We start from the raw sequence: 20514 nt of genomic DNA on the forward strand, positions 1-20514 counted from the left end.
GGGGTAGGAGGAAACCAATCATGACAATATGGAAAAAATCAACAGCGGTACTGCTCACAGCGATGATGTCTACATCACTATTAGTAGGCTGTGGAGCCACATCTAATTCTACCGGCAACGTCGCAGCGGGTAACACAAACGCTACCAGCACTTCCACTGAACCTGTCGAAATCAATTTCCACTATGGAGGCTCGCTGAACGTTAAGAACTTGTGGGAAAAGCTCATTCCGATGTTCGAGGGAAAAAACCCAGGCATCAAAGTGAAGCAGACTTACCTGCCCCCTGGACAAGCTGCGTCCCCGATCGTGGATCGTCTTGTTGCAGCGAAGAAGAGTGGACAGAGCTCGGTAGATATCGACCTGTTTGAAGGCGGACTTGGTGAGATCACTGCAGGTGAAAAAGAGGGCATATGGGAAAAATTAAGCGATACTCAAGTGCCAAACCTGAGTAAAGTGGACCAGAAGTTCTTGGAACAGATCCATTATAAAGGGGTTCCGTACCGCGCCTCATCCGTCGTTCTAGCTTATAACAGCGAGAAGGTTGCGAATCCTCCAAAATCTGCAGATGAACTGTACGATTGGATTCGTCAAAACCCTGGACGCTTTGCATACAACGATCCTGCTACCGGAGGATCGGGAAATTCATTCGTCGTCACGGCAATCTACAATTTTCTGGAGCCTGACGCGATCACGAGCAATGATCCGGCAGTTATGAAGGAGTGGGACAAAGGATTTGCTTTGTTGAAGGAACTTGGCCCATACATGTACGGCAAAGGTATCTACCCAAAGAAAAACCAGGGCACGCTTGATCTGCTTGCTTCCGGTGAAGTGGACATGATTCCCGCCTGGTCCGACATGGCCCTCGAACAGATCAACAAGAAACTGCTGCCGGAAACGACAAAGTTAGCTCAGATTGAACCAAGCTTTACAGGTGGTCCGGCTTACATGCTGGTACCAGCCATGTCCGCGAAAAAAGAAGCGACCCAGAAATTCCTTGACTTCCTGTTGACTCCCGAAGCACAAGAAGTCGTTGTGAACACGATGTACGGATATCCAGGCATCAAATGGGCGGAAATGCCAAGCAGTATGCAAGAGCAGTTTGCAAGCGTGGCAAAAGGCTACCGCCAATTTTCTGGCGGTGATTTGGAGAAAGAGATGAACAAACGCTGGCAGAAAGAAGTGGCGGGGTCAAAATGAAACTGAGTAAAGAAAAAAAATCGGGGATTCTGGGGCTTGCTCTGGTATTCCCCTCCTTTTTACTGTTGCTTGGTGTCGTTATCGTCCCTATTTTTTTCTCTACCAAGGAAAGTTTGTTGAATGAGCAGGGAGGTTACGATTTCTCTCACTATACCGCCCTTTTTTCTGATGAAGTGATGCGCTTGAACATTTGGTATACGCTCAAAGTGACAATCATTTCTACGGTTCTCGTGCTGGCTATCAGTTACGGGGTAGCACTTCTGTTGCGGTTTAGCAACGGAACAGCAGCGACCTGGATACGTAGACTCTATCTTATTCCGATGTTCGTACCAGGTGTAATCGCCACATACGCGATCATCTCTATGTATGGCAATCACGGTTGGTTGGCCCGTTTTTTTACCCTTTTCGGAATCGAATCATTTCCGAAAATTATATTTGATCTCAAGGGCTTGATCCTGGCGAATCTCTGGTTTAACATCCCATTCTCAACGATGCTGCTTGCTTCGGCACTCGGTGGCATCCCCAATTCGATTATAGAGAGTGCAAAGGATGCGGGAGCTGGAAAATGGCAATTGTTCTTTCGATTTATTTTGCCTCTCTCCTATAAGACAATGCTCGTTGCTGTGACATTTGTGTTCATGGGGGTGATCGGCAGCTTCACCGCGCCTTATCTGATCGGTCCGAACGCGCCCCAGGTTCTCGGTGTCGCGATGCATCAGGTGTTCTCCGTATATCAGGAAACCGCCCAAGCGAGTGCTCTTGCCGTCTTCATGTTTCTGCTTTGCTCGGCGATGGGGTATTTCTACATCCGAACAATGACGAAGGACGCAAAAGATGAAGCAACTCGTGCAGGTCATTAGGCAGAAAAAATGGAGCATGCAGACAAGAACGGAGCTGATCGCATAATGAAAGTACCTGACATTACCGCTCATACCGGATGTCTGGGAACGCCTGACAATACCATCGAGTCCAGTCTGGCAGGAATCGCAGCCGGGGCAAATCTGATCGAAGTGGATGTACAGTCAACAAGAGACGGGATTGCATTCTTGTTTCACGATGAGTTATCTGTTTTTTCTACCTCGACTTTCTCGGAACTGAATCACCCAGATTTGCGTCGAACGCTCTCCCCCATTTACATGGATCGCGAATTAGTGACATTGGAGCAGCTGTTCGAGGCGACGATAGACACTGACGTTCGATACAATTTGGACCTGAAGACAGAGGAGGCAGCCTATTCTGCTATTGAAGTCATGGAGAGAATGGGGATGACACAACGGGTATTTTTCACAGGGAACACGCAGGGGGTTCAGCATTACCGCAACCGGGTCGTTTGGAACACACCGGCTGATTGGGACCCTTCCGAGTGGCTGAACAACCGTGACATCGTGATGGAAACGTGCGACAGGCTGGCTCGGGAAGGGTATTTTGGACTGAACATGCATTACCTTACTTGTTGCCAAGAGCTCGTAGCATATGCTCATACGAAAGGTTTGGCAGTTTGGGTGTACACGGTCGATGATCCCCTTCACCAGAGGAATATGATCAGGATGGGCGTCGATGCGATTACGACATGCCGGGTGGATACGCTACGCATTATCCGATAAAAACTCTTATGTCATGTTCATGTGGACATGACGTAAGAGTCTTTTTTTAATATCGGAAAGTATAAAATCTGAGGGGAGTCATCCCTTTTATTTGCTGGTAAAATGAGGACATGGAGACGAACATTCTTACGTTCATTTTCTTTGATGAAAACAAGAACGGGGATACATTCGTTAAGAAGTATGGTAAACGAATTCGTTTCTCAGTCTTAAAGGAAGTAGAAGAGTTTCGTTCTTGTGGTGACCCTAGAAACGGTTTCAAATTGTTGGTTTGCGAAGGATGCCATCATGTGAGAAGAGTTCCGTATCGTTGTAAGGGACGTTTTTGTACGACTTGTTCATGCGGTGAAACCGAGGAAATCCCTTTGGATGTTGTTCGGAGCTTTGATGCAATGGACGATGGAGATCCTACAGTGCCACCGCAATTCGGCTTCGAGTTGTGCGGAAGTCTAATGTACCCTGAGTATTACAAGGGGTTCATGGTTATGAATACAATCTTTCGGATATCCGCTAAAGCACAAAGAACCGTTAGGGTGGGCCCTAACGGTTCTTTGGTAAACAATAAGACGGGGGAGGAGTTAAAGCTGGCCTGGGAAAAGGGAGAAAAAAGCGAAGCTCTTTGGGGCCCAGCCGAGGTGGAATGAAAAAAGGGAAACACGGTCTTAAGCGTCCACCTCTGAGAAGCGTCATGGATCGGCTACTTTGGACGCGGTTTTCCTTTTTTCATGGAACCGTGCAGGGATGACCCCGCAGCAGGGGACCCAAGAAGCTGGAGCGTTTTCTCCCTTTTCCTCCTTCTCCGCCACAGCCTCACCGACCACTTAACCTAAGGACGCGGGCGCATTTTCCGCATTTTTCTTATTTGAGTTACGAATCATTCATATAAAAGCGATACATTCATAATGGGAACAAAAAGGCTGCCGAGTCTCTCCTCGACAGCCTGCGCACTATCACGATTTTATTTGAACGCTATGATTAAGCAGTAACACGTCGTGCGATTTCAAAGCGTTTTTCCCATGAAGTTCCCAGAAATTTCGATGTGGTTACACCAGGTGATCCATAGGTATGCAATAAAGTATTGTTTCCAGCATAAATGGCAACGTGGGTAATCCGGGATGATGAACTACCATAGCTGCGGAAGAAGATTAGATCTCCTTTTTGTAGCTGATTCTTGGATACCTGTTGCCCGACTTTGGACTGTTGGCGAGAATCTCGGGGCAGAGTAATTCCTGCTTCTTTAAATACGCGTTGTGTAAAGGAGGAGCAATCGAACGTACTGGTTGTGTTTTTGCTTGAACCAAATTTGTAAGGTCTGCCTTTATATTTCAGTCCGTTTGAAATAATCTGGTTTGCAACGTTAGAACTCACAGAAGCATTCTTTGCAGCCGATGTTGCTGCGAAAGAGCCGTTCAGGTTGTCTGCGCTTGTGCTTAGGCCAGAGTCCGGATTCACCTGAGCAAGGTCATTTGTTAGATCAGGGGTTACAGTATTTTCTTCTTTTGGTGTGTTATCGACGCTTTGTTCGTCGTTGTTTTGCCAAACATTTGATTGTTTGTCGGCTTGATTATCAGTCTGTTGCTTAGCCTGTTGTTCAGTCTGCTGGTAGCTCTTCTTTACCTGTGTATGCTTTATGTGCTTCTGATGTTGTTTATGATGCGTAGTGGATTTGTGACTTTTTTCTGTAGCCGCATAGGCTTGTCCCCCCATTAGAAGAGAAGTTCCCATTAGAATCGCTAATACCGTGCAAGTTTTACCTTTCCAGTTTCGTCTTATCATCATTTTCCTCCTTCTGAATGTGGGGTTGTTGAGAGGATATCCACTCACGCTTTTATCCTACAGATGAAAACTAAGATTCCCGATAGAATTTCATGAGAGTTTCATGAGAAAACTGTTGGTAAGATCTTCACTTTTTTACTTCATTTACGGAGGTGATTCAGATGTCTATACCAGATACCAAAGGGTGCGTGTTAATCGTAGAGGATGAAAAAAATCTAGCGCGGTATTTACAGCTTGAGCTGGAGAATGAGGGATTTACTACGGATGTAGCTTACGACGGTCCTGCAGGGTTAGAAAAAGCCTTTGAAACTGTGCACGATCTGATCCTATTAGATATCATGTTACCGGAGTTGTCGGGAATAGAAGTATGCCGTCGGATCAGAGAGGCAAGCGACGTCCCGATTATTATGATTACGGCTCGTGGCGAGGTGCCCGATGTTGTTACCGGCCTAGATAGTGGCGCTAATGATTACCTGTCGAAACCATTTGCAATTGAAGAGCTTTTTGCACGGATTCGGGCTGTATTGCGACATCGAGAAGCACAGGTGACACAAGAGATTTTGGTAGGGGATCTGCGTATACGGCCTAACGCTCGGAGAGTATACAGAGCGGATGAGGAAATTATGCTGACGCCACGGGAGTACGACTTGCTGTATTACCTGGTTCAAAATAAAGAGCAAGCAGTATCACGCGAGCAAATACTGACGTCTGTATGGGGATTTGACTTTATGGGGAATACAAACGTAGTTGATGTGTACATCCGCTATTTACGAAACAAAATTGAGAAAGAGCCCTCACTTAAACTGATTCATACCGTTCGAGGGATTGGTTACACACTAAGAGAATAATACTACTCTGTTCTTAATAGGTGATCCTTGTGCGCATGCATCGTAGATATTCTCTAAAATGGAGACTTACTTTTTTATTCAGTTCAGCCATGCTAGTCTTGCTTCTCTTTCTTACAGTGTTTATTTTTTGGAGTACTTCCAATCTGGTTTACCAACACGAACAGCGATTACTCAATCAAAAGGCCTCTGCTATTGCCTCAGACTTAGAAACGGAGATTAACGAAGAATCTTCTCTAGATGTCTCCTACTTGTCACGGTTACTCATGAACTATTCAGATGCCAATCAATCCATTTCACTTCTCAATCAACAAGGAACGCAGCTCGCTTCGATTGAGGGCGCGAACTGGAATAAGGAACCTCAGGATTTTTATGAAAGGGTCCTGACAGCAAAGGAATCGGTTCAGTTTCCGTTCGGCTCTCAATTATTATTCGTCCAAATTAGTGAGACCACAGAAGCATTTGAATGGTATTTTACGATCTTATCCACGATGCTCCTTCTTTCTTCTTTCATTACGCTGGTGCTATCTGGGATCGGAGGCTATCTCCTTAGTAAATGGGGGCTCAAGCCACTGGATCAGCTCATTCGGCAGATTCACTCCATTTCCCCGAAGCGATTATCCCAGAGGATCCATCATTACAATGTAGAAACAGAAATTTATGAGCTGATCCATGCTTTTAACCTACTTATGGACCGGATGGAGGAGGCTCTCGTCTCGCAGAAAAGATTCGTGACCGATGCTTCCCACGAATTGCGTACACCTCTCACGATCATGGAAGGGTATATAAGCCTTTTGCAGAGGTGGGGGAAGCATAAGCCTGAGGTAAGAGAGGAGGCGCTAGTCGCAATGGGACAGGAATGTGAACGACTTTCTCGACTGATCGAGGATCTGCTCTCTCTTGCCAAGCTACAGGACGTTCCCCAAATGAGCGCGCAAAAAAAGATACAGTCGTTAACGCCTCTTCTGCTCGAAGTAAAGCAGGCATGGCTCCCGGTCTATCCGGCTCAGATTGCCCTGTCATTTGAATGGACCGATCCGCTTTATCTATACATGGACAGAGAACGCATGAGGCAGTTGTTAGATATTCTTTTGGACAATGCCCGCAAATACACAGATCAGGGCCAGGTAGTGGTAAAGGCTTTCAGTGATGAGGAGTGGGTACATTTCGTCATTGAAGATACGGGTATAGGTATTCCTGAGAGTGAGATACCCCATCTATTCAAGCGCTTTTACCGGGTAGAGAAATCACGCAATCGAATCAGGGGAGGAACCGGGATAGGTTTGGCGATCGCCCAGTCGATTGTAGATGATCATCAGGGTGCGATTACGATCAGTGCATCGTCTATGGGGGGGACGCAGGTACACGTTCGGTTGAAAAAGGAGCAAACCCCTGCGGATGACGATAGCTCACCTACTGTAAAAGGAATCTAGCTTTAGGTATTGTATGGGCGAAGCGTATTGACAGGGAGATGATCGGACTATATTATATACCTATACGGGTATTAGTATTAAAACAATCGCGTTAAATAATAAGGAGGAATAGAGAATGGCAGATATCACTGTAGATACAAAAGGATTGGCATGTCCTATGCCGATCGTCAAAGCCAAAAAAGCATTGGATGGCTTGCAGCCAGGTCAAACAATGGAAGTGTTGTCTACGGACAAGGGCTCTTTGAATGATTTCACAGCGTGGGTGAAGCAAACAAAAAATGAGATGGTTTCCCATGAGGAAGAAAACGGGGTATACAAATTCCTAGTAAAAAAGGGATAATTGAAAAAAATAAGCGAGCACCTTTTACCGTGTTCGCTTATTTCCGGTTTTCATAGATGATACGGACGCCGAGTGTGGAGTAGGTCTCTTCTTGGTAATGACCGTTTGGACAATGCTTTGCACAAAGCAGGGAATCCGCTTGCGAATGCAACAGCTGCCTACAGGTGGGGCATCGATGTTGAAAAAGGGATTTCAGAAATCGAAACATTTATATCACCATATTCTGATTAATTTACTTGGTTTTATTTTACCTGATTTTTTTGCATTTGAGAAGCTGTCTGGATATTCTCGCGCGCGAGTTAGCTGAGAAGGCAGGGAGGATATATGGAGTTCGATTTATTTTTGCTCATGGTATCACTCGGATTTGTCGGTTCTTTCTTTTCCGGTTTACTCGGTATAGGTGGAGCCATCATCAATTACCCGCTGCTGCTTTTTGTACCTGCCTGGCTCGGAGTGGCCCACTTTCCTTCACAAGAGGTTTCAGCCATTTCCATGTTCCAGGTGTTTTTTGCATCGTTGTCCGGTATTCTTGGCTTTCGAAAGCGTAGGGGCAAAGAATCTGCGCTGATCCACAAAGGTCTAGTGAAAGATATGGGGGGAGGTATTCTGCTTGGGAGTTTGCTGGGTGGATTCGCCTCTAGGTTTTTGCCCAGTGCAAGCATCAATCTTGTTTACGGAATTTTAGCAGTCGTAGCAGTTGGTTTGATGCTTATCAAGAACAAGGGAAATGATGAAGAGAGACTGGAAATCTCGTACAGTAGGCTCATTGCGATTGTTTCCGCTTTTATCGTCGGGATTGTTTCTGGGATTGTAGGAGCGGGTGGTGCCTTTATTTTGATTCCGATTATGCTGACCATCCTGAGGATCCCTACACGTGTGACGATTACCTCTTCCCTTGCTATTGTATTCATCTCCGCTATTGGTGGTGTATTAGGGAAGCTGACAACTGGCCATATCCCTTTTTGGCCCGTTCTGTTTACGGTAATCGGCAGCGTACTGGGAGCTCCTCTAGGCAGCCGTGTCAGTGGAAGAATAGATGTAGTGTATCTTCGGTACGGTTTGATTGTATTGATTTGTGCGACTGTCATCAAAATTTGGAGCGACATTTTGTAAAAAAAAGCCGATTTTTTGTTGCAAGGGCTCTTTTTCATTTTAATTATACCTATAGTAGTATAAGTATTAACGGGAGGTTTTACAATGGATACGCAAAAAGAAAAAACAACAATCGTCCTCTTCAGTGGGGATTTGGATAAAGCAATCGCCGCCTTTATCATCGCGAACGGCGCCGCTGCCTATGATCACGACGTCACGATTTTCTTTACCTTTTGGGGATTGAATACGATGCGCAAAGACGAAATCGTCAAGGTCAACAAGGGCTTTCTTGAGAAGGCCTTTGGCTGGATGATGCCAAGAGGTGCTAAAAAACTAGGTCTGTCTAATATGAACATGATGGGGATGGGGCCTCAGATGATTAAGCACGTCATGAAAAAGCACAATGCACTGACTCTGCCGCAGCTGATTGAGCTGGCGCAAGAGCAAGGAGTCAAGCTGGTTGCCTGCACGATGACGATGGACCTTTTAGGATTAAAACAAGAAGAGCTGCTGGATGGGATGGAGTATGCAGGGGTAGCCGCTTATCTGGGAGACGCAACGCAAGCCAAAGTAAATCTTTTTATTTAAAGTAAGCTGTTTCCTGTGGCTTGACAAAGCTTGGCTATCGCATAATATACCTGTATACGTATGCGTTTTGTAAAACAGGAGGAATTCACATGGACTACAACTATGGTGATGATATTAAAAGACGTTTGCGTCGAATTGAAGGACAGATTCGTGGTGTTCTGAAGATGATGGAAGAACAGAAAAACTGCAAAGAGGTTGTCGCACAGCTATCGGCGGTTCGCAATGCTTCGGACAAGGCAATCGCCCAGATCGTGGCTGAAAATCTGCAGCGTTGTCTGCTGGAAGAACAAGTGGCAGGAAGAGACACGGGAAAGATGGTAAAAGAGGCTGTAGAGCTTCTTGTGAAAAGTCGCTAATCTCAACCAGGAAAGGATGTTCACATGGAATTCTCTACCATTCTTATCATCATTGCGTACGCCTTGATTACCTATTACCTGGTTTCCCGCTTCCTGCCGGTGAAAGGGCTGGAAAATCTTCGCCCAGAACAATTTAAGGAGCGTGTGAATCAAAAAAGCAAGGTGCTGCTCATTGATGTACGCGAGCCTCACGAATTCAAGACAGGTCACATACCTACTGCGGTTAATATACCGTTGTCCCAGTTGAACAACCGAGTCAAGGAAATCTCTATGAAGAACGATGTCTTGTTGTACTGCAGGAGCGGGATGCGAAGCAAACAGGCTGCGAAAATTCTGAAGAAGCACGGTTTTGCTAAAATGGCTCACTTACAAGGGGGAATCTCCACCTGGCAGGGGGCTACGAAAAAGAAATGACGATCCAGTATCGGTTACTCCCAGAAAGATGGAAGGAGTAGCCGATGTTTTTTTATGCGGGCTTACAGTTACGATTGCGTTGTTTACATTCGTGCTTGACTTTCTGTCTTGTTGTAACTAAAATGATTACAACAGGACGACGAGATCATCGCCTATTATTTTTAATCGGGTTGTAACTGTTAAAGTTACAACTAAGGGGCGAATGCATCAACGAAGTCCAAAGATTCATCATAGGAAAGCAAAAAGTAACCAATCATATATGTCGGAGGGAAAAAACATGAAAATTGGAATCGTAGGAGCTAGCGGTAAAGCAGGGAACCTGATTATGAAGGAAGCGCTGGATCGAGGTCATGAAGTTACTGCGATCGTGCGCGATGCTTCCAAAATCGTTGAACCAAACGTATCCGTTCTGGAAAAGGACGTATTTGCTTTGACAGCTGATGACCTGAAAGGCTTTGACGCAGTAGTGAATGCTTTCGGTGCCCCGGCAGGCAAAGAGAATCTCCACATCGAGGCAGGGAATGTTCTGATTGAAGCGATGAAAGGTGCTCCTTCTACTCGATTGCTCGTAGTTGGCGGAGCGGGAAGCCTGTTTGTAGACGAAGCGAAAACGACGCGTGTGCTTGAAACGCCAGAGTTTCCTGAAGCATACCTGGCAACAGCTCAAAACCAAGGTGAAAACCTGCGTATTCTGCAAGAAACAAACGGAATTCAGTGGACCTTTATCAGTCCATCTGCTTTCTTTGATCCTGCTGGTGAGAGAACGGGCACATACCAACTGGGGAAAGATCATCTGTTGGTGAATGCTAGCGGACAAAGCTATGTAAGCTATGCGGACTATGCCATTGCCGTTCTTGATGAAATGGAAAACCCGAAACATCACAATGAACGCTTCACTGTAGGTTCTAATTAATTGAAGGCTCCCGCCACCTTCTCTTACGCTTAGAGGTGGGGATTCAAACGTTCCAAGTCGTCTAGGAGACGAGGATACGTTTCGGATGCTTCAAGCAACCATTATCCCTTGCTGAACGAATCAGATCAGGACTATCTTTCTGGTTTACGTATTTGCGTAGGATGATCTCACCACCTATAGAGGTGGGAGTCTTCTGCGGTTAAATAGATAAATGCTTTTCCAATAGACAACAAAAAGACCAGCCTCTAAAATAGAGAGCTGGTCTTTTTTCCTTTTTTTCCAAAAAAGCAGGAAGTTCTTAGCCTACCAACGAACCGATAATCGGATAGTGGAACGGGCGTCCTTGCAGAGAATACAATATACCCTTGATTGGATAATAGATCGCCATCAGACCGAAAACGATCAAAAATGGAATGCCGATTATTATAAAGGAAAGTGCCCAGGAGATACTGATCAAAATCCCCATAAACAGGTGAAACAAAAGGGCTTGCAGAGCCATATTTTTCGCTTCACGATCTGCCATTAGGAGCCAGACGATGATCGGCACCAAGAATGGTGCGAAAAATGCGCTGGCATGAGTAATTGCTTTTACACCTCTATAATCCATTATAAAGTCCTCCTTGTTATGAACGGAAACGGTTGATCTCATTGTAACGCAAATTCTGGCACGATAAAAACCACCAAAAGCGTGATTTGGGATCAGACCCGAGACGGAGGATTTTTGAATTCCAATGAATTACTGTTATGATTAGAAAAACCTCTATCGAGGCATGCTCAGGCACGAACATTTTTTTCATTTTAAGAAAATCTTTCGCCTTTTGAAACGTAATAACAAATAAATTCCGCTATGATACTAAACATATGTTACCGTTTGGGTGACCAAGAAGAAGGGAGCGATAACGATATGATGATAGATTGTCATCAACCACTTGGGATAAAAGATCGGCTGATGTTTTTCTATAATTTTTTGCAGGCGCCAGGACAAGTCGGGAGTATTACACCTAGCTCCCGTGCGTTAGCCAAGCAAATGATGAACCCGATTGACTGGGAAAAAGCGAATACGATTGTAGAATTGGGTGCAGGAACAGGTATTTTTACAAAATGGATTCAGGAGATGAAGCGTCCTGATGCGACTCTCGTTTCCTTTGAAAAGGAGACCACGATGAGAAGCAGGCTGGAGCCTCTTTTTCCGAATGTCCTCTTTCACGAAGATGCTGTGGATTTAGGGCGTGTACTGGCTGAGGCAGGATTAGGAAAAGCGGATTGTATCGTGTCTGGATTGCCATTCGCCAACTTTCCGCAAGCGCTGCGCGATCAGATCATGGAGCAGGTAGTCACGACACTGAAGCCAGGAGGCGTGTTTGTTGCGTTTCAATACTCCTTGCAAATGAAAAAGCAGCTTACGTCGGTCTTTGACCAGGTGTCTGTGAAGCTGGTTCCGCTCAATGTGCCGCCCGCTTTTGTGTACGTCTGCCAAAAAGCGCAGGGGTAGGAGGATAGTCAATCATGATCGTGGATATGCTGACCGAGTCAGTGGACCAGTTCGGATACTTTGCTCTGTTTTTTACGCTGTGGCTCGGAATCGTTGGCATGCCGATACCTGATGAGGTGATCGTCCTGTCAGCGGGTGTTCTGACCTCGATGAATATATTAGAGATTGTCCCCGCGTTTATCGCCACTTATTTGGGTGTAGTCTCCGGGTTGTCGCTGGGATATGTATTGGGTAGAGTACTGGGAGCACCGGCACTAGGCTGGATCGGTCGAAAAAAAGGGATGAATAAATATGTGGAGCACGCGCAGTCGCTTTTGGAGAGATACGGGAGCTATGCGCTGTGCATCAGTTATTTTTTGCCCGTCGTAAGACACGTCGTCCCCTATCTTGTCGGAATTGGTAAAATGACCTTTGGACGTTACGCCGCCTTCTCCTACACGACAGGATTGGTGTGGACCCTCATCTTGTTCTTTGCCGGTCATTTCATGGGAAATAATGTGGAGCGTCTCAATGCGTTCCTTGGTAAGTTTAATCAAGGCTTGGTGGCGGGGATTGCAGGGGTGGTACTGGTGGCCGCTGCGACGTTTTATGGAGTCAAGGTTTGGAAAAGAAAAAGAGGCTCTGTGGTAGCCGCAAAGACTTTGATTAATAAGAGTGACCGAAACGAGTAATGAGAATAAACGCTAATGAATCGATCTTCTGCACTTGCAGAGGATTTTTTTTGTTTCTCTTCCCTTATAATATAGACGGGAGTGAGAGGAGAGAAAAAGAACGTGGCAACAAAAAAGCAATTACTCTGGGCGGATCTGTCGCTGTTTATCATTGCACTTGCCTGGGGGTATACCTTTATTTTGAGCAAGGACCTTCTGCTCGAGATAACCCCTTTCTACTTTCTGGGGACGAGGTTTCTTCTTGCGGCTTTGATCTTGCTGCCGTTTGTTTGGAAGCGTGTGCGAATGCTTGGCCGCGATGTGTGGATACAGGGCACTCTTTGCGGTGTAGCACTCTGTGCTGCCTTTACGCTGCAGCTGTTAGGGATTGATCGAACGACGCCGGGAAAAGCAGGGGTAATAACAGGAACCAATGTCATTCTGGTTCCGTTCCTATACTACTTGTGGCGTCGCAAAGCTGTGAATAAAGGAGCGATCATCGGCTGCTTCCTTGCGTTTTTCGGACTCGCTTGCCTGTCTGGGGAAGGGGAATGGACGGGTATTTCTTTTGGCGACATGCTGGTATTCCTTTGCGCAATCTTTTTTGCCTTGCATATATTGATGGTCGACCGTGCCTACGAAAAAAAGCCCAATGTAGATACACTTGGCTTTGTCATGATCCAATTACTGGTAGTTGGGCTGATTGATATAATCATTGCTGTCGGGACCGAGCCGATTCCCCAACCACTCAGTTCATACGGATGGTTTGCCTATTGGTTTGATTGCTTAATCGGTACGTTGCTCGCGTACGTGGTGCAAATCAAGGCTCAGCAATTTTCACCGCCCGTCCACGTCAGCATTTTGCTATCGCTTGAAGCGGTCTTTGCTTTTTTGTTTTCCTGGCTGCTCTGGGGTGAGCCTATAACAGCTGTTGTTTTAACAGGAGTTTTTCTGATGCTTGCTGGTATATACATAACGGAGCTGAGCAATCAGGAAGCCTGAGACGGCTTTTGTCGTTTTTCACGCTGGCGCAATAGCTCTGGCAATACGATCCCGATCAAAATGATGATCACCCCAACCACTTGCAAGAGAGACACCGATTCGTGCAGGATGATGTACGATGAAAACACAGCCATAGGCAACTCGGCAGCTCCTAGGATGGCAGCCATGCCCGGTCCTGTATGTGGAATCCCGAAATTGAAGCAAACCGTAGGGATGAATATCCCGAAAAAAGCGAGTAGGAACACATACGGGAAAAGCCCATCCCACAGGACGCCATTCCAAATAAACACAGGTGGATAAATCAAGCTAATGAGGAGAAGCGAGCCAGTTGCCATGCTCGAACTGCGCAGCCATGGATTTACGGCGACTGCCGCTTTTCCGCTGAAAAGGATAAACAGTGTATAAGAGACCGCTGCCAGTAAACCGAGGATGACACCCATGAGGTTAAACTGAGCCAACCCTCCCGTTTCAAACAAACCGCCAGCCAGCAATGTTCCGGCCAACAGCAAGACGAGGGAAAGCAGGGTTTGTTTGTCGGGGCGACGGCGAGACATCACAGCTTCTACCAGAACACCCATCCATGTGAATTGAAATAACAGGACGATGGCGATGGAGGCGGGGATGAATTGCAGTGCATTGTAATACACGAGTCCCGTCGAGCCAACCGCTAAGCCAACAGCAACGAGAAGCAGCATCTGACGCTTTTGCGGTTTTGTTCGTAAAAAGAATAGAGCAGGAATCCAAGAAATCACAAAGCCGAAAAACATTTGGCCGCCAATGACTTCCGCTGGTGAATAGCCTTGCTCGTACGCGAGCTTTACGATGGTAGATAAAATTCCGTAACTACAAGCCCCCAAAAAGACGAGCAATACGTATCTCATATCAGGTATCTCCTTACATAATGGTTGTTCAAAAAGTCCGGGAAACATAGCTGTCGACTCTGTTTATGTCCTCACAAGGGGGCAGCGAAACATCCGTTTTTTTGTCTTAGCTAGGATAATACGCTATAACAGCTTTGTCTATGTATCAAAAAGAAACCTGTCCTAGAGGTTTACCTTTTCTTTCAGCGCGGAAATAGGGAAGTGACACGAAGAATTAAGTGTGCTTCAACTGCTTCAACCCTACAGCGCAGAAGGAAGGGGGAGACACATGTGCTTTTAAAATTAAAGGACCGATTATTTGCAACCTTTTTGCTGCTGAGCCTGCTCCCGATTTTGTTGATTTGTTTTCTGTTTTATAGAGAAGCGCAAGCGGCAGTGTATGGACAATACGAAATAAGCATTGGAAGGCATCAAAATCTAGTCGACGAACAGATGACCCTTTTTTTTCAAAATATGCAAAAAGAAACGACTCAATTGGCCGAAAATCCTATCTTGCAGATGGCCGAGAAGAAGTCGGAAGCAGAGCTGGTAAAAAGTGTTTTCTTACATTTTACTCAGGCTCATGAAGTGGTTGGAAATATTCATTTGTTACGGGACGATCTCAGCTCCCTTTCCTTGCGTGAAGAGCATGGCTGGGACAATGATAAGCAACGGCCGTTCTGGTTTAATCGAGAGGATATTGGACTTAAAGAGGATAAGGTATGGTTGCTCAGTCGCTTGGATCAATTGAGTACTCAAAAATCTATGTTTTTTTCTCAACGTGTACATAACGATGAAGGTAGGTCATTTGGGATCTTGTTGGTGGAGATTCGGCTGGACCTATTAGCCGATTGGATTCAAAGCAATATTTTGCACACGCATAAAGAGCTAATGGTAATCTCTCCTACGGGGAAAATCTTAATTCATGCCGATCGGGAGAAGCTGGGGAAACAGATACAAGACCTTCCTGATTATGACTTCCTTGCCAGATCGCTGAAAACCTCGCATGGTGGCGAAGTGTTTTCTTTTCGCGAAGAAGGAAGGCTAGTGTACGCCTATCTTCAAATTTCCCCGACAAGCGGAAATATGTACGTAGAAAGGCTTCCGGGTGAAGATATAACTAGCCGTCTTGATCGGCTAAATGTGATACTATTTTGCATCATCACTTTGATTGTGGGATTTGCCGCTTACGTCGCTCATAGACTCTCTCGGTGGGTTAGCAAGCCAATCTCCACCTTGGTGGATGCTACCGATGTTTTGTTGCAGGGTGATTTTTCTGTACGTGTTCCCATTCAAGGAATGGAAGAGATCACGCTGCTGGAAAGAAAGTTTAATCAGATGGCCGAACAGATGCATACCTTGATCGGTCGTGAACGGGAATATTTGCAAAAAGGTCTGGACCAAATTGTACGCAGCTTTTATTTAGCGGTAGAGATGAAGGACCCATATACAGCCGGACATACGGAGAGAGTTACGGAGTACGCCCTCATCATTTACGATCATATGAATCAGTCGGATCGTCAGTTGTTTTCGCGCGATGACCTGCGTTATGCCAGCTTGATGCATGATATTGGAAAGGTTGCGATTCCAGATCATGTCCTTTTAAAGAACGGGAGACTGACCAAAGAGGAGTACGAGCAAATGAAGCAGCACTCTTCGATCGGAGCAGATATCGTGGAACAGATCGAGAGTCTTGCCCATGTCAGTCCCGGTGTCAGACATCATCACGAACGCTGGGATGGGTACGGTTATCCGGATCAATTAAAAGGAGAAAAAATTCCTATCATTGGTCGCATCCTTGCTGTTGCCGATACATTTGACGCGATGACGTCGACACGTTCCTATCGTAAGGCTATGACCATTACCGAAGCATATGAAGAAATTTTGCGCGGTTCACACTCGCAGTTTGACCCCCATATTGTTGCAGTCTTTCAACAAGCTTTTGACGAGGGTGCCATTCAAGTAAAACAACCGAATGAATTCGAAAAGCTGGCTATTGAGGCAGCATCTTCCGGCTATTCTGATCTAAGATAAGGTACATGAGGATGCTTTTACCTCGAATGGATGCCTTTTCGCCTTGCTATCATTGCTTATCTTTGGTATTCTAATCGTACCGTGCTAGACGGGGAGGTTGCGGTGCCCTGTAACCTGCAATCCGCAATAGCAGGGTTGAATTCCTATCATAGGTTTTCTTATGTGAGGCTGCCTTATGGCGGCGGTGTTGAGGAGCGGGTCCTGTGCAACGCGAACCCATGAACCTGGTCAGGTCCGGAAGGAAGCAGCCATAAGTGGATCATCGCGTGTGCCGCAGGGTGGCCTGCTCTGAGCTGCTACCATGAGTAACGCTTGGATGAGGATTATCGAAGATAGGTGCACGGTACTTATATAGGAATGCCAAGTAGCATGTTTCCTGCGGGAGGCATGCTACTTTTTGTATGCTCTCCACCTAGGGCAGGGCTTCGAAATGAGATTTTGTTGATCGAGCTATTTATTTTTTGTTGATTTTTGACGATAACTAGCGAAACATTTCCCTCCGATCTGGTACTTCCAAGGGCAGGTTTTGAGCTCTTTTTCACGAAGTTTTCATAATGGTGGAAGAAATCGCGTTTGCATTTTTTCACACGGAAGTACGTCATAGGCCAGGGGGGACAAGCTGTGAGCGCATCTTTTTCGTTACATCTCGTCGGCTCGTCCGGACGATTGCAGCGGTTCATGCATCAACTGCCTACTGCCGTTTTATTGGTGAATCAAGCGGGTAGTATCGTGGAAGTCAACGAACAACTGCTTCGTGTAACCGGATATTCATGTGATCGACTTATTAATCAACCGTTTCAGACTATACTACCTTATCAAGGCTCCGCGGAACAAATGTACGAGGAACTGTTGCAAAGAGAAACAGAGCTTGGATCAAACATCGAGATCGAATGGCGCGATAAACAAGGCAGATGTAAAAAGACTCCCGCAACGATACTCGTACAAGAGGCCGAGCAGCCTCTTTATTTGATCCACTTATTCCAATTGGTGAAGGATACCGATCAGCCCCTGTCAGAACGATTGCTGGGAAAGCTCACCCACGACACCAGTTTGGGACTATTCATTCTCGACGAATACGGTCATATCATCGAGGCGAGTCAGGCAGCGTGCAAGCTACTGGGCATGGAGAGATTGCATGTCATCAACAAGCATGTTGATCAAGTGTTTGCTGGCATTCCTGAACAACATCGGCTCATAAAAAAAGAGTTGTTAGAAGGCGTCAAGCTGCAGAATATTGCTACTTCCTGGACCAACGACAACCAGCGGTATGAATTGATCGTTGATGCCAACACCTTGCAGGACGAGGCTGGCAAAACAGTTGGAGCGTTTGTCCTGTTTAAAGACATCACCAATTTGCGGTCGTTTGAGCAAAAAATTGAACGCAATGAACGACTGGCCATGATTGGTCAAATTGCGGCTGGCACAGCCCATGAGATCCGCAATCCGTTGACCTCCATAAAGGGATTTTTGCAAATGTTCTTAAAATCTTTTGGGGACAGTGGCATGGATCGGGAGAAGACCTATACCGAAATCATGCTGACGGAAATCAATCGAATCAATTCACTGGTCAGCGAGTTTTTGCTCCTGAGCAAGCCGCGTGATATTCAATACTGTATGGTTGATCTCAACACCGTCTTCGAAGAAATTTTGCCGATTGTCGAATCACAGGCCCTTTTATACGGAATTGATGTCCGTTTTACTTCCCGAGGGAGGCTGCCTATGGTGGTCGGTGATAATGAGCTTCTAAAACAAGTATTTATCAACATTTGTAAAAATGGGATTGAAGCGATGGGAGAACAGGGGACGCTCCAGATTTCTCACCATATTGATCAGGATGGGGACCGAATGAGCATCGACATCCACGATACGGGTCCTGGTATTCCGCTGTACATCATCGACAAGATTTTTGACCCATTTTTTACGACGAAAGAAGAAGGAACGGGGCTTGGGTTGTCGGTTTGTCAAAAAATCATTCACGATATCGGCGGACAGATTCGTGTCTCGTCAAAGGGATACGGAACCACCTTTCACATCATGCTCCCTTATTTGTAAAAACGTCTATTCACAAGAAGCGTCCCGCACATAGGTGATCGGGGCGTTTTCTTTGTACGAACCAATCCAATGGTGTATAATATATAGGATATGGAAGAGGACTGAGCAGATGGGGAGTGTCACACGAACATGGCTTATACCGCGCTTTATCGCGTATATCGACCACAGACGTTTCAGGATGTAGTCGGACAAGAACATGTGACGATTACTTTGCGTAATGCCTTACGCGAAAGCAGGCTGTCCCACGCCTATTTGTTCAACGGTCCCCGTGGTACGGGTAAGACAAGTGCGGCCAAGATCATGTCCAAAGCAGTCAACTGCGAGCAGCCGATAGATGGTGAGCCGTGTAATCAATGCGATACATGCAAAGCGATCTCAAATGGATCAGTGACCGATGTACTGGAAATTGACGCCGCGTCCAACCGTGGGGTCGAGGAGATCCGTGACATCCGTGATAAAGTGAAATTTGCCCCCAGCGACGTCAAGTACAAGGTGTACATCATTGATGAGGTGCATATGCTGACGACGGAGGCATTTAATGCCTTGCTGAAAACGCTGGAGGAGCCCCCTTCCCACGTTATTTTTATCTTGGCGACAACAGAGCCGCACAAGCTGCCAGCTACCATCATCTCTCGCTGTCAGCGATTCGATTTCCACCGGATTCCGCTAAAGGTGATGGTCGATCTTCTCCGGAGGATTTGTGAGTCCCAGGGGGTACGGGTAGAAGAGCAGGCACTTCAATTGGTTGCCAAAATGGCGGAAGGCGGAGCACGTGATGCACTGAGCCTCTTGGACCAGGCGATTAGCTATAGCAAGGACGAGGTTCGGGCAAGCGATCTCATGCAAATTACGGGAACAGTTGCCCAATCGTACTTTTCTGTCCTTGCCAAACATATTGCCAAACGCGATGTCGCACAGGTCATGGAGCAATTTGATCAGGTGATGGTGCAGGGGAAGGATCCAGAGCAGTTCTTGCATGATTTCCTCTACTACTACCGTGATATGCTGCTACTGAAGACGGCACCTCAGTTGGAAGAGATCGTAGAGCGGACGATGATAGACGATCAGTTCGCTGAAGTAGCAAAGATGTACACATTGCCTGATCTGTATGCGACGATTGAGATATGCAACCAGGCCTTGGCCCAATTGAAATGGTCAACGTATGCACGAGTATTGGTGGAGCTGACGCTGGTGAAGATGTGCCAGCCTGCGGCTCAAGTCGTGGGAGCAAGTGTAGCAGCTGCATCTGAAGCCGCACCGATGAACAGTGAGGAACTGTCCGGTATGTCCAATCGTATACGTGTATTGGAAGAACGTTTGGCACAAGTGCTGCAGGGTCAGATAATCGTTCCCGGCCAGCAAAAAGCGGAAGAGCCCCGAAAGGCCGAGCCGAGACGTGCCCTTGCGGCAGCAGGTGGCTCCCGTACCCCGTTAAATAGAGTTCGGGATGTAGCCAAGACGCTGGATGAGAACCTCACCAGACAGGTACGTGGACAGTGGAGCCAGATTTTGACTGATTTAAAAAAGGTCAAAATTCAGTACCAGGCTTGGCTAGTAAACGGTCAGCCGGTTGCTGCTGGTAGCGATGCAGTTGTGGTCACCTTTACGAGTCCGATTCACTGTGACAAGACCATGGAGCCTGAACTGAAGAGTGTAGTTGAGCGTGTCATGTCAAATGCGCTGGGAAGGCCCTTGCAGCTTTTATCCGTGATGGAGGAAGAGTGGCAAGGCGTGGATGAGCAGGTGGGGCAGAAGGATGCTCCTGAGGAAAATGGGCAGGACCCTTTTCTAGCCGAAGCCATTAAGCTCGTAGGCGAAGGGCTTGTCGAAGTAAAAGACTAATTCATAATAAACATTTAGGGAGGATCCC

21 protein-coding genes, 1 other RNA gene and 1 pseudogene are annotated in these 20514 nt (G+C 46.4%); 20 read left to right on the plus strand and 3 right to left on the minus strand.

Features of this window, described 5'->3' with window-relative positions; genetic code table 11:
- The first annotated feature begins 20 nt into the window (after window positions 1–20).
- From ACIFQN_RS00185 to ACIFQN_RS00205, 5 genes and pseudogenes are all read left to right on the plus strand, one after another.
- Window positions 21–1196 (plus strand): extracellular solute-binding protein, encoded by a 1176-nt coding sequence (locus ACIFQN_RS00185; protein WP_429831015.1) that lies wholly within the window; start codon window positions 21–23, stop codon window positions 1194–1196.
- Window positions 1193–2056 carry an ABC transporter permease gene (locus tag ACIFQN_RS00190; RefSeq protein ID WP_429831016.1) on the plus strand — a complete coding sequence of 288 codons (864 nt, stop codon included), beginning with the start codon at window positions 1193–1195 and terminating at the stop codon, window positions 2054–2056. The genes ACIFQN_RS00185 and ACIFQN_RS00190 overlap by 4 nt, the downstream gene beginning before the upstream one ends.
- 45 nt (window positions 2057–2101) lie before the next feature.
- Window positions 2102–2800 (plus strand): glycerophosphodiester phosphodiesterase, encoded by a 699-nt coding sequence (locus ACIFQN_RS00195; RefSeq protein WP_429831017.1) that lies wholly within the window; start codon window positions 2102–2104, stop codon window positions 2798–2800.
- A gap of 110 nt (window positions 2801–2910) precedes the next feature.
- Window positions 2911–3156, plus strand: a pseudogene (locus ACIFQN_RS00200) (transposase zinc-binding domain-containing protein); the annotation flags it as partial.
- A gap of 126 nt (window positions 3157–3282) precedes the next feature.
- Complete coding sequence (locus ACIFQN_RS00205; protein ID WP_429831101.1) at window positions 3283–3441, plus strand: hypothetical protein; 159 nt, start codon at window positions 3283–3285, stop codon at window positions 3439–3441.
- A gap of 331 nt (window positions 3442–3772) precedes the next feature.
- On the opposite strand, the gene ACIFQN_RS00210 is transcribed toward ACIFQN_RS00205, so the two are convergent.
- Window positions 3773–4573, minus strand: coding sequence for a C40 family peptidase (locus tag ACIFQN_RS00210; RefSeq protein WP_429831096.1), 801 nt, complete (start codon window positions 4571–4573; stop codon window positions 3773–3775).
- A 161-nt stretch (window positions 4574–4734) separates the two neighbouring features.
- On the opposite strand from ACIFQN_RS00210, the gene ACIFQN_RS00215 reads away from it, so the two are divergent.
- The 8 genes from ACIFQN_RS00215 (at window position 4735) to ACIFQN_RS00250 (ending at window position 10554) form a co-directional block, all read left to right on the plus strand.
- On the plus strand, window positions 4735–5421 hold the full coding sequence (locus ACIFQN_RS00215) for a response regulator (protein ID WP_429831018.1): 687 nt from the start codon (window positions 4735–4737) through the stop codon (window positions 5419–5421).
- A 35-nt stretch (window positions 5422–5456) separates the two neighbouring features.
- Window positions 5457–6851, plus strand: coding sequence for an ATP-binding protein (locus ACIFQN_RS00220; RefSeq protein WP_429831019.1), 1395 nt, complete (start codon window positions 5457–5459; stop codon window positions 6849–6851).
- Between the two features lie 115 nt (window positions 6852–6966).
- Window positions 6967–7191, plus strand: a complete 225-nt coding sequence (locus ACIFQN_RS00225; RefSeq protein ID WP_429831020.1) for a sulfurtransferase TusA family protein — start codon at window positions 6967–6969, stop codon at window positions 7189–7191.
- 324 nt (window positions 7192–7515) lie between these two features.
- Window positions 7516–8304 (plus strand): sulfite exporter TauE/SafE family protein, encoded by a 789-nt coding sequence (locus ACIFQN_RS00230; RefSeq protein ID WP_429831021.1) that lies wholly within the window; start codon window positions 7516–7518, stop codon window positions 8302–8304.
- An 84-nt stretch (window positions 8305–8388) separates the two neighbouring features.
- Entirely contained in the window at window positions 8389–8871 is a 483-nt protein-coding gene (locus ACIFQN_RS00235; RefSeq protein ID WP_429831022.1) for a DsrE/DsrF/DrsH-like family protein, read from the plus strand.
- Window positions 8872–8960: 89 nt separating this feature from the next.
- Entirely contained in the window at window positions 8961–9227 is a 267-nt protein-coding gene (locus ACIFQN_RS00240; RefSeq protein ID WP_429831023.1) for a metal-sensitive transcriptional regulator, read from the plus strand.
- Between the two features lie 24 nt (window positions 9228–9251).
- Complete coding sequence (locus tag ACIFQN_RS00245; RefSeq protein ID WP_429831024.1) at window positions 9252–9641, plus strand: rhodanese-like domain-containing protein; 390 nt, start codon at window positions 9252–9254, stop codon at window positions 9639–9641.
- 277 nt (window positions 9642–9918) lie between these two features.
- A complete protein-coding gene (locus ACIFQN_RS00250) occupies window positions 9919–10554 on the plus strand; it encodes an NAD(P)-dependent oxidoreductase (protein ID WP_429831025.1) in 636 nt (211 codons plus the stop codon).
- Between the two features lie 298 nt (window positions 10555–10852).
- Here the strand turns inward: ACIFQN_RS00250 and ACIFQN_RS00255 are convergent, their stop codons facing one another.
- Window positions 10853–11161, minus strand: coding sequence for a DUF4870 domain-containing protein (locus ACIFQN_RS00255; protein WP_429831026.1), 309 nt, complete (start codon window positions 11159–11161; stop codon window positions 10853–10855).
- Between the two features lie 297 nt (window positions 11162–11458).
- Between ACIFQN_RS00255 and ACIFQN_RS00260 the strand changes: the two genes are divergently transcribed.
- The 3 genes from ACIFQN_RS00260 (at window position 11459) to ACIFQN_RS00270 (ending at window position 13698) form a co-directional block, all read left to right on the plus strand.
- A complete protein-coding gene (locus ACIFQN_RS00260) occupies window positions 11459–12046 on the plus strand; it encodes a class I SAM-dependent methyltransferase (protein WP_429831027.1) in 588 nt (195 codons plus the stop codon).
- A gap of 14 nt (window positions 12047–12060) precedes the next feature.
- Window positions 12061–12717 (plus strand): DedA family protein, encoded by a 657-nt coding sequence (locus ACIFQN_RS00265; protein WP_429831028.1) that lies wholly within the window; start codon window positions 12061–12063, stop codon window positions 12715–12717.
- A 102-nt stretch (window positions 12718–12819) separates the two neighbouring features.
- On the plus strand, window positions 12820–13698 hold the full coding sequence (locus ACIFQN_RS00270) for a DMT family transporter (RefSeq protein ID WP_429831029.1): 879 nt from the start codon (window positions 12820–12822) through the stop codon (window positions 13696–13698).
- Here the strand turns inward: ACIFQN_RS00270 and ACIFQN_RS00275 are convergent.
- Window positions 13686–14579 carry an EamA family transporter gene (locus ACIFQN_RS00275; protein ID WP_429831030.1) on the minus strand — a complete coding sequence of 298 codons (894 nt, stop codon included), beginning with the start codon at window positions 14577–14579 and terminating at the stop codon, window positions 13686–13688. The two genes, ACIFQN_RS00270 and ACIFQN_RS00275, sit on opposite strands and share 13 nt — an antisense overlap.
- Before the next feature lie 270 nt (window positions 14580–14849).
- On the opposite strand from ACIFQN_RS00275, the gene ACIFQN_RS00280 reads away from it, so the two are divergent.
- From ACIFQN_RS00280 to dnaX, 4 genes are all read left to right on the plus strand, one after another.
- Window positions 14850–16592, plus strand: coding sequence for an HD domain-containing phosphohydrolase (locus ACIFQN_RS00280; RefSeq protein WP_429831031.1), 1743 nt, complete (start codon window positions 14850–14852; stop codon window positions 16590–16592).
- A gap of 79 nt (window positions 16593–16671) precedes the next feature.
- Window positions 16672–16936: signal recognition particle sRNA large type (gene ffs / locus ACIFQN_RS00285), an RNA gene on the plus strand.
- Window positions 16937–17213: 277 nt separating this feature from the next.
- Window positions 17214–18644, plus strand: coding sequence for a PAS domain-containing sensor histidine kinase (locus tag ACIFQN_RS00290; RefSeq protein ID WP_429831032.1), 1431 nt, complete (start codon window positions 17214–17216; stop codon window positions 18642–18644).
- 129 nt (window positions 18645–18773) lie between these two features.
- Window positions 18774–20486, plus strand: coding sequence for a DNA polymerase III subunit gamma/tau (dnaX, locus tag ACIFQN_RS00295; protein ID WP_429831033.1), 1713 nt, complete (start codon window positions 18774–18776; stop codon window positions 20484–20486).
- Window positions 20487–20514 lie beyond the last annotated feature (28 nt).

The organism is Brevibacillus sp. NRS-1366 (genome assembly GCF_050467985.1).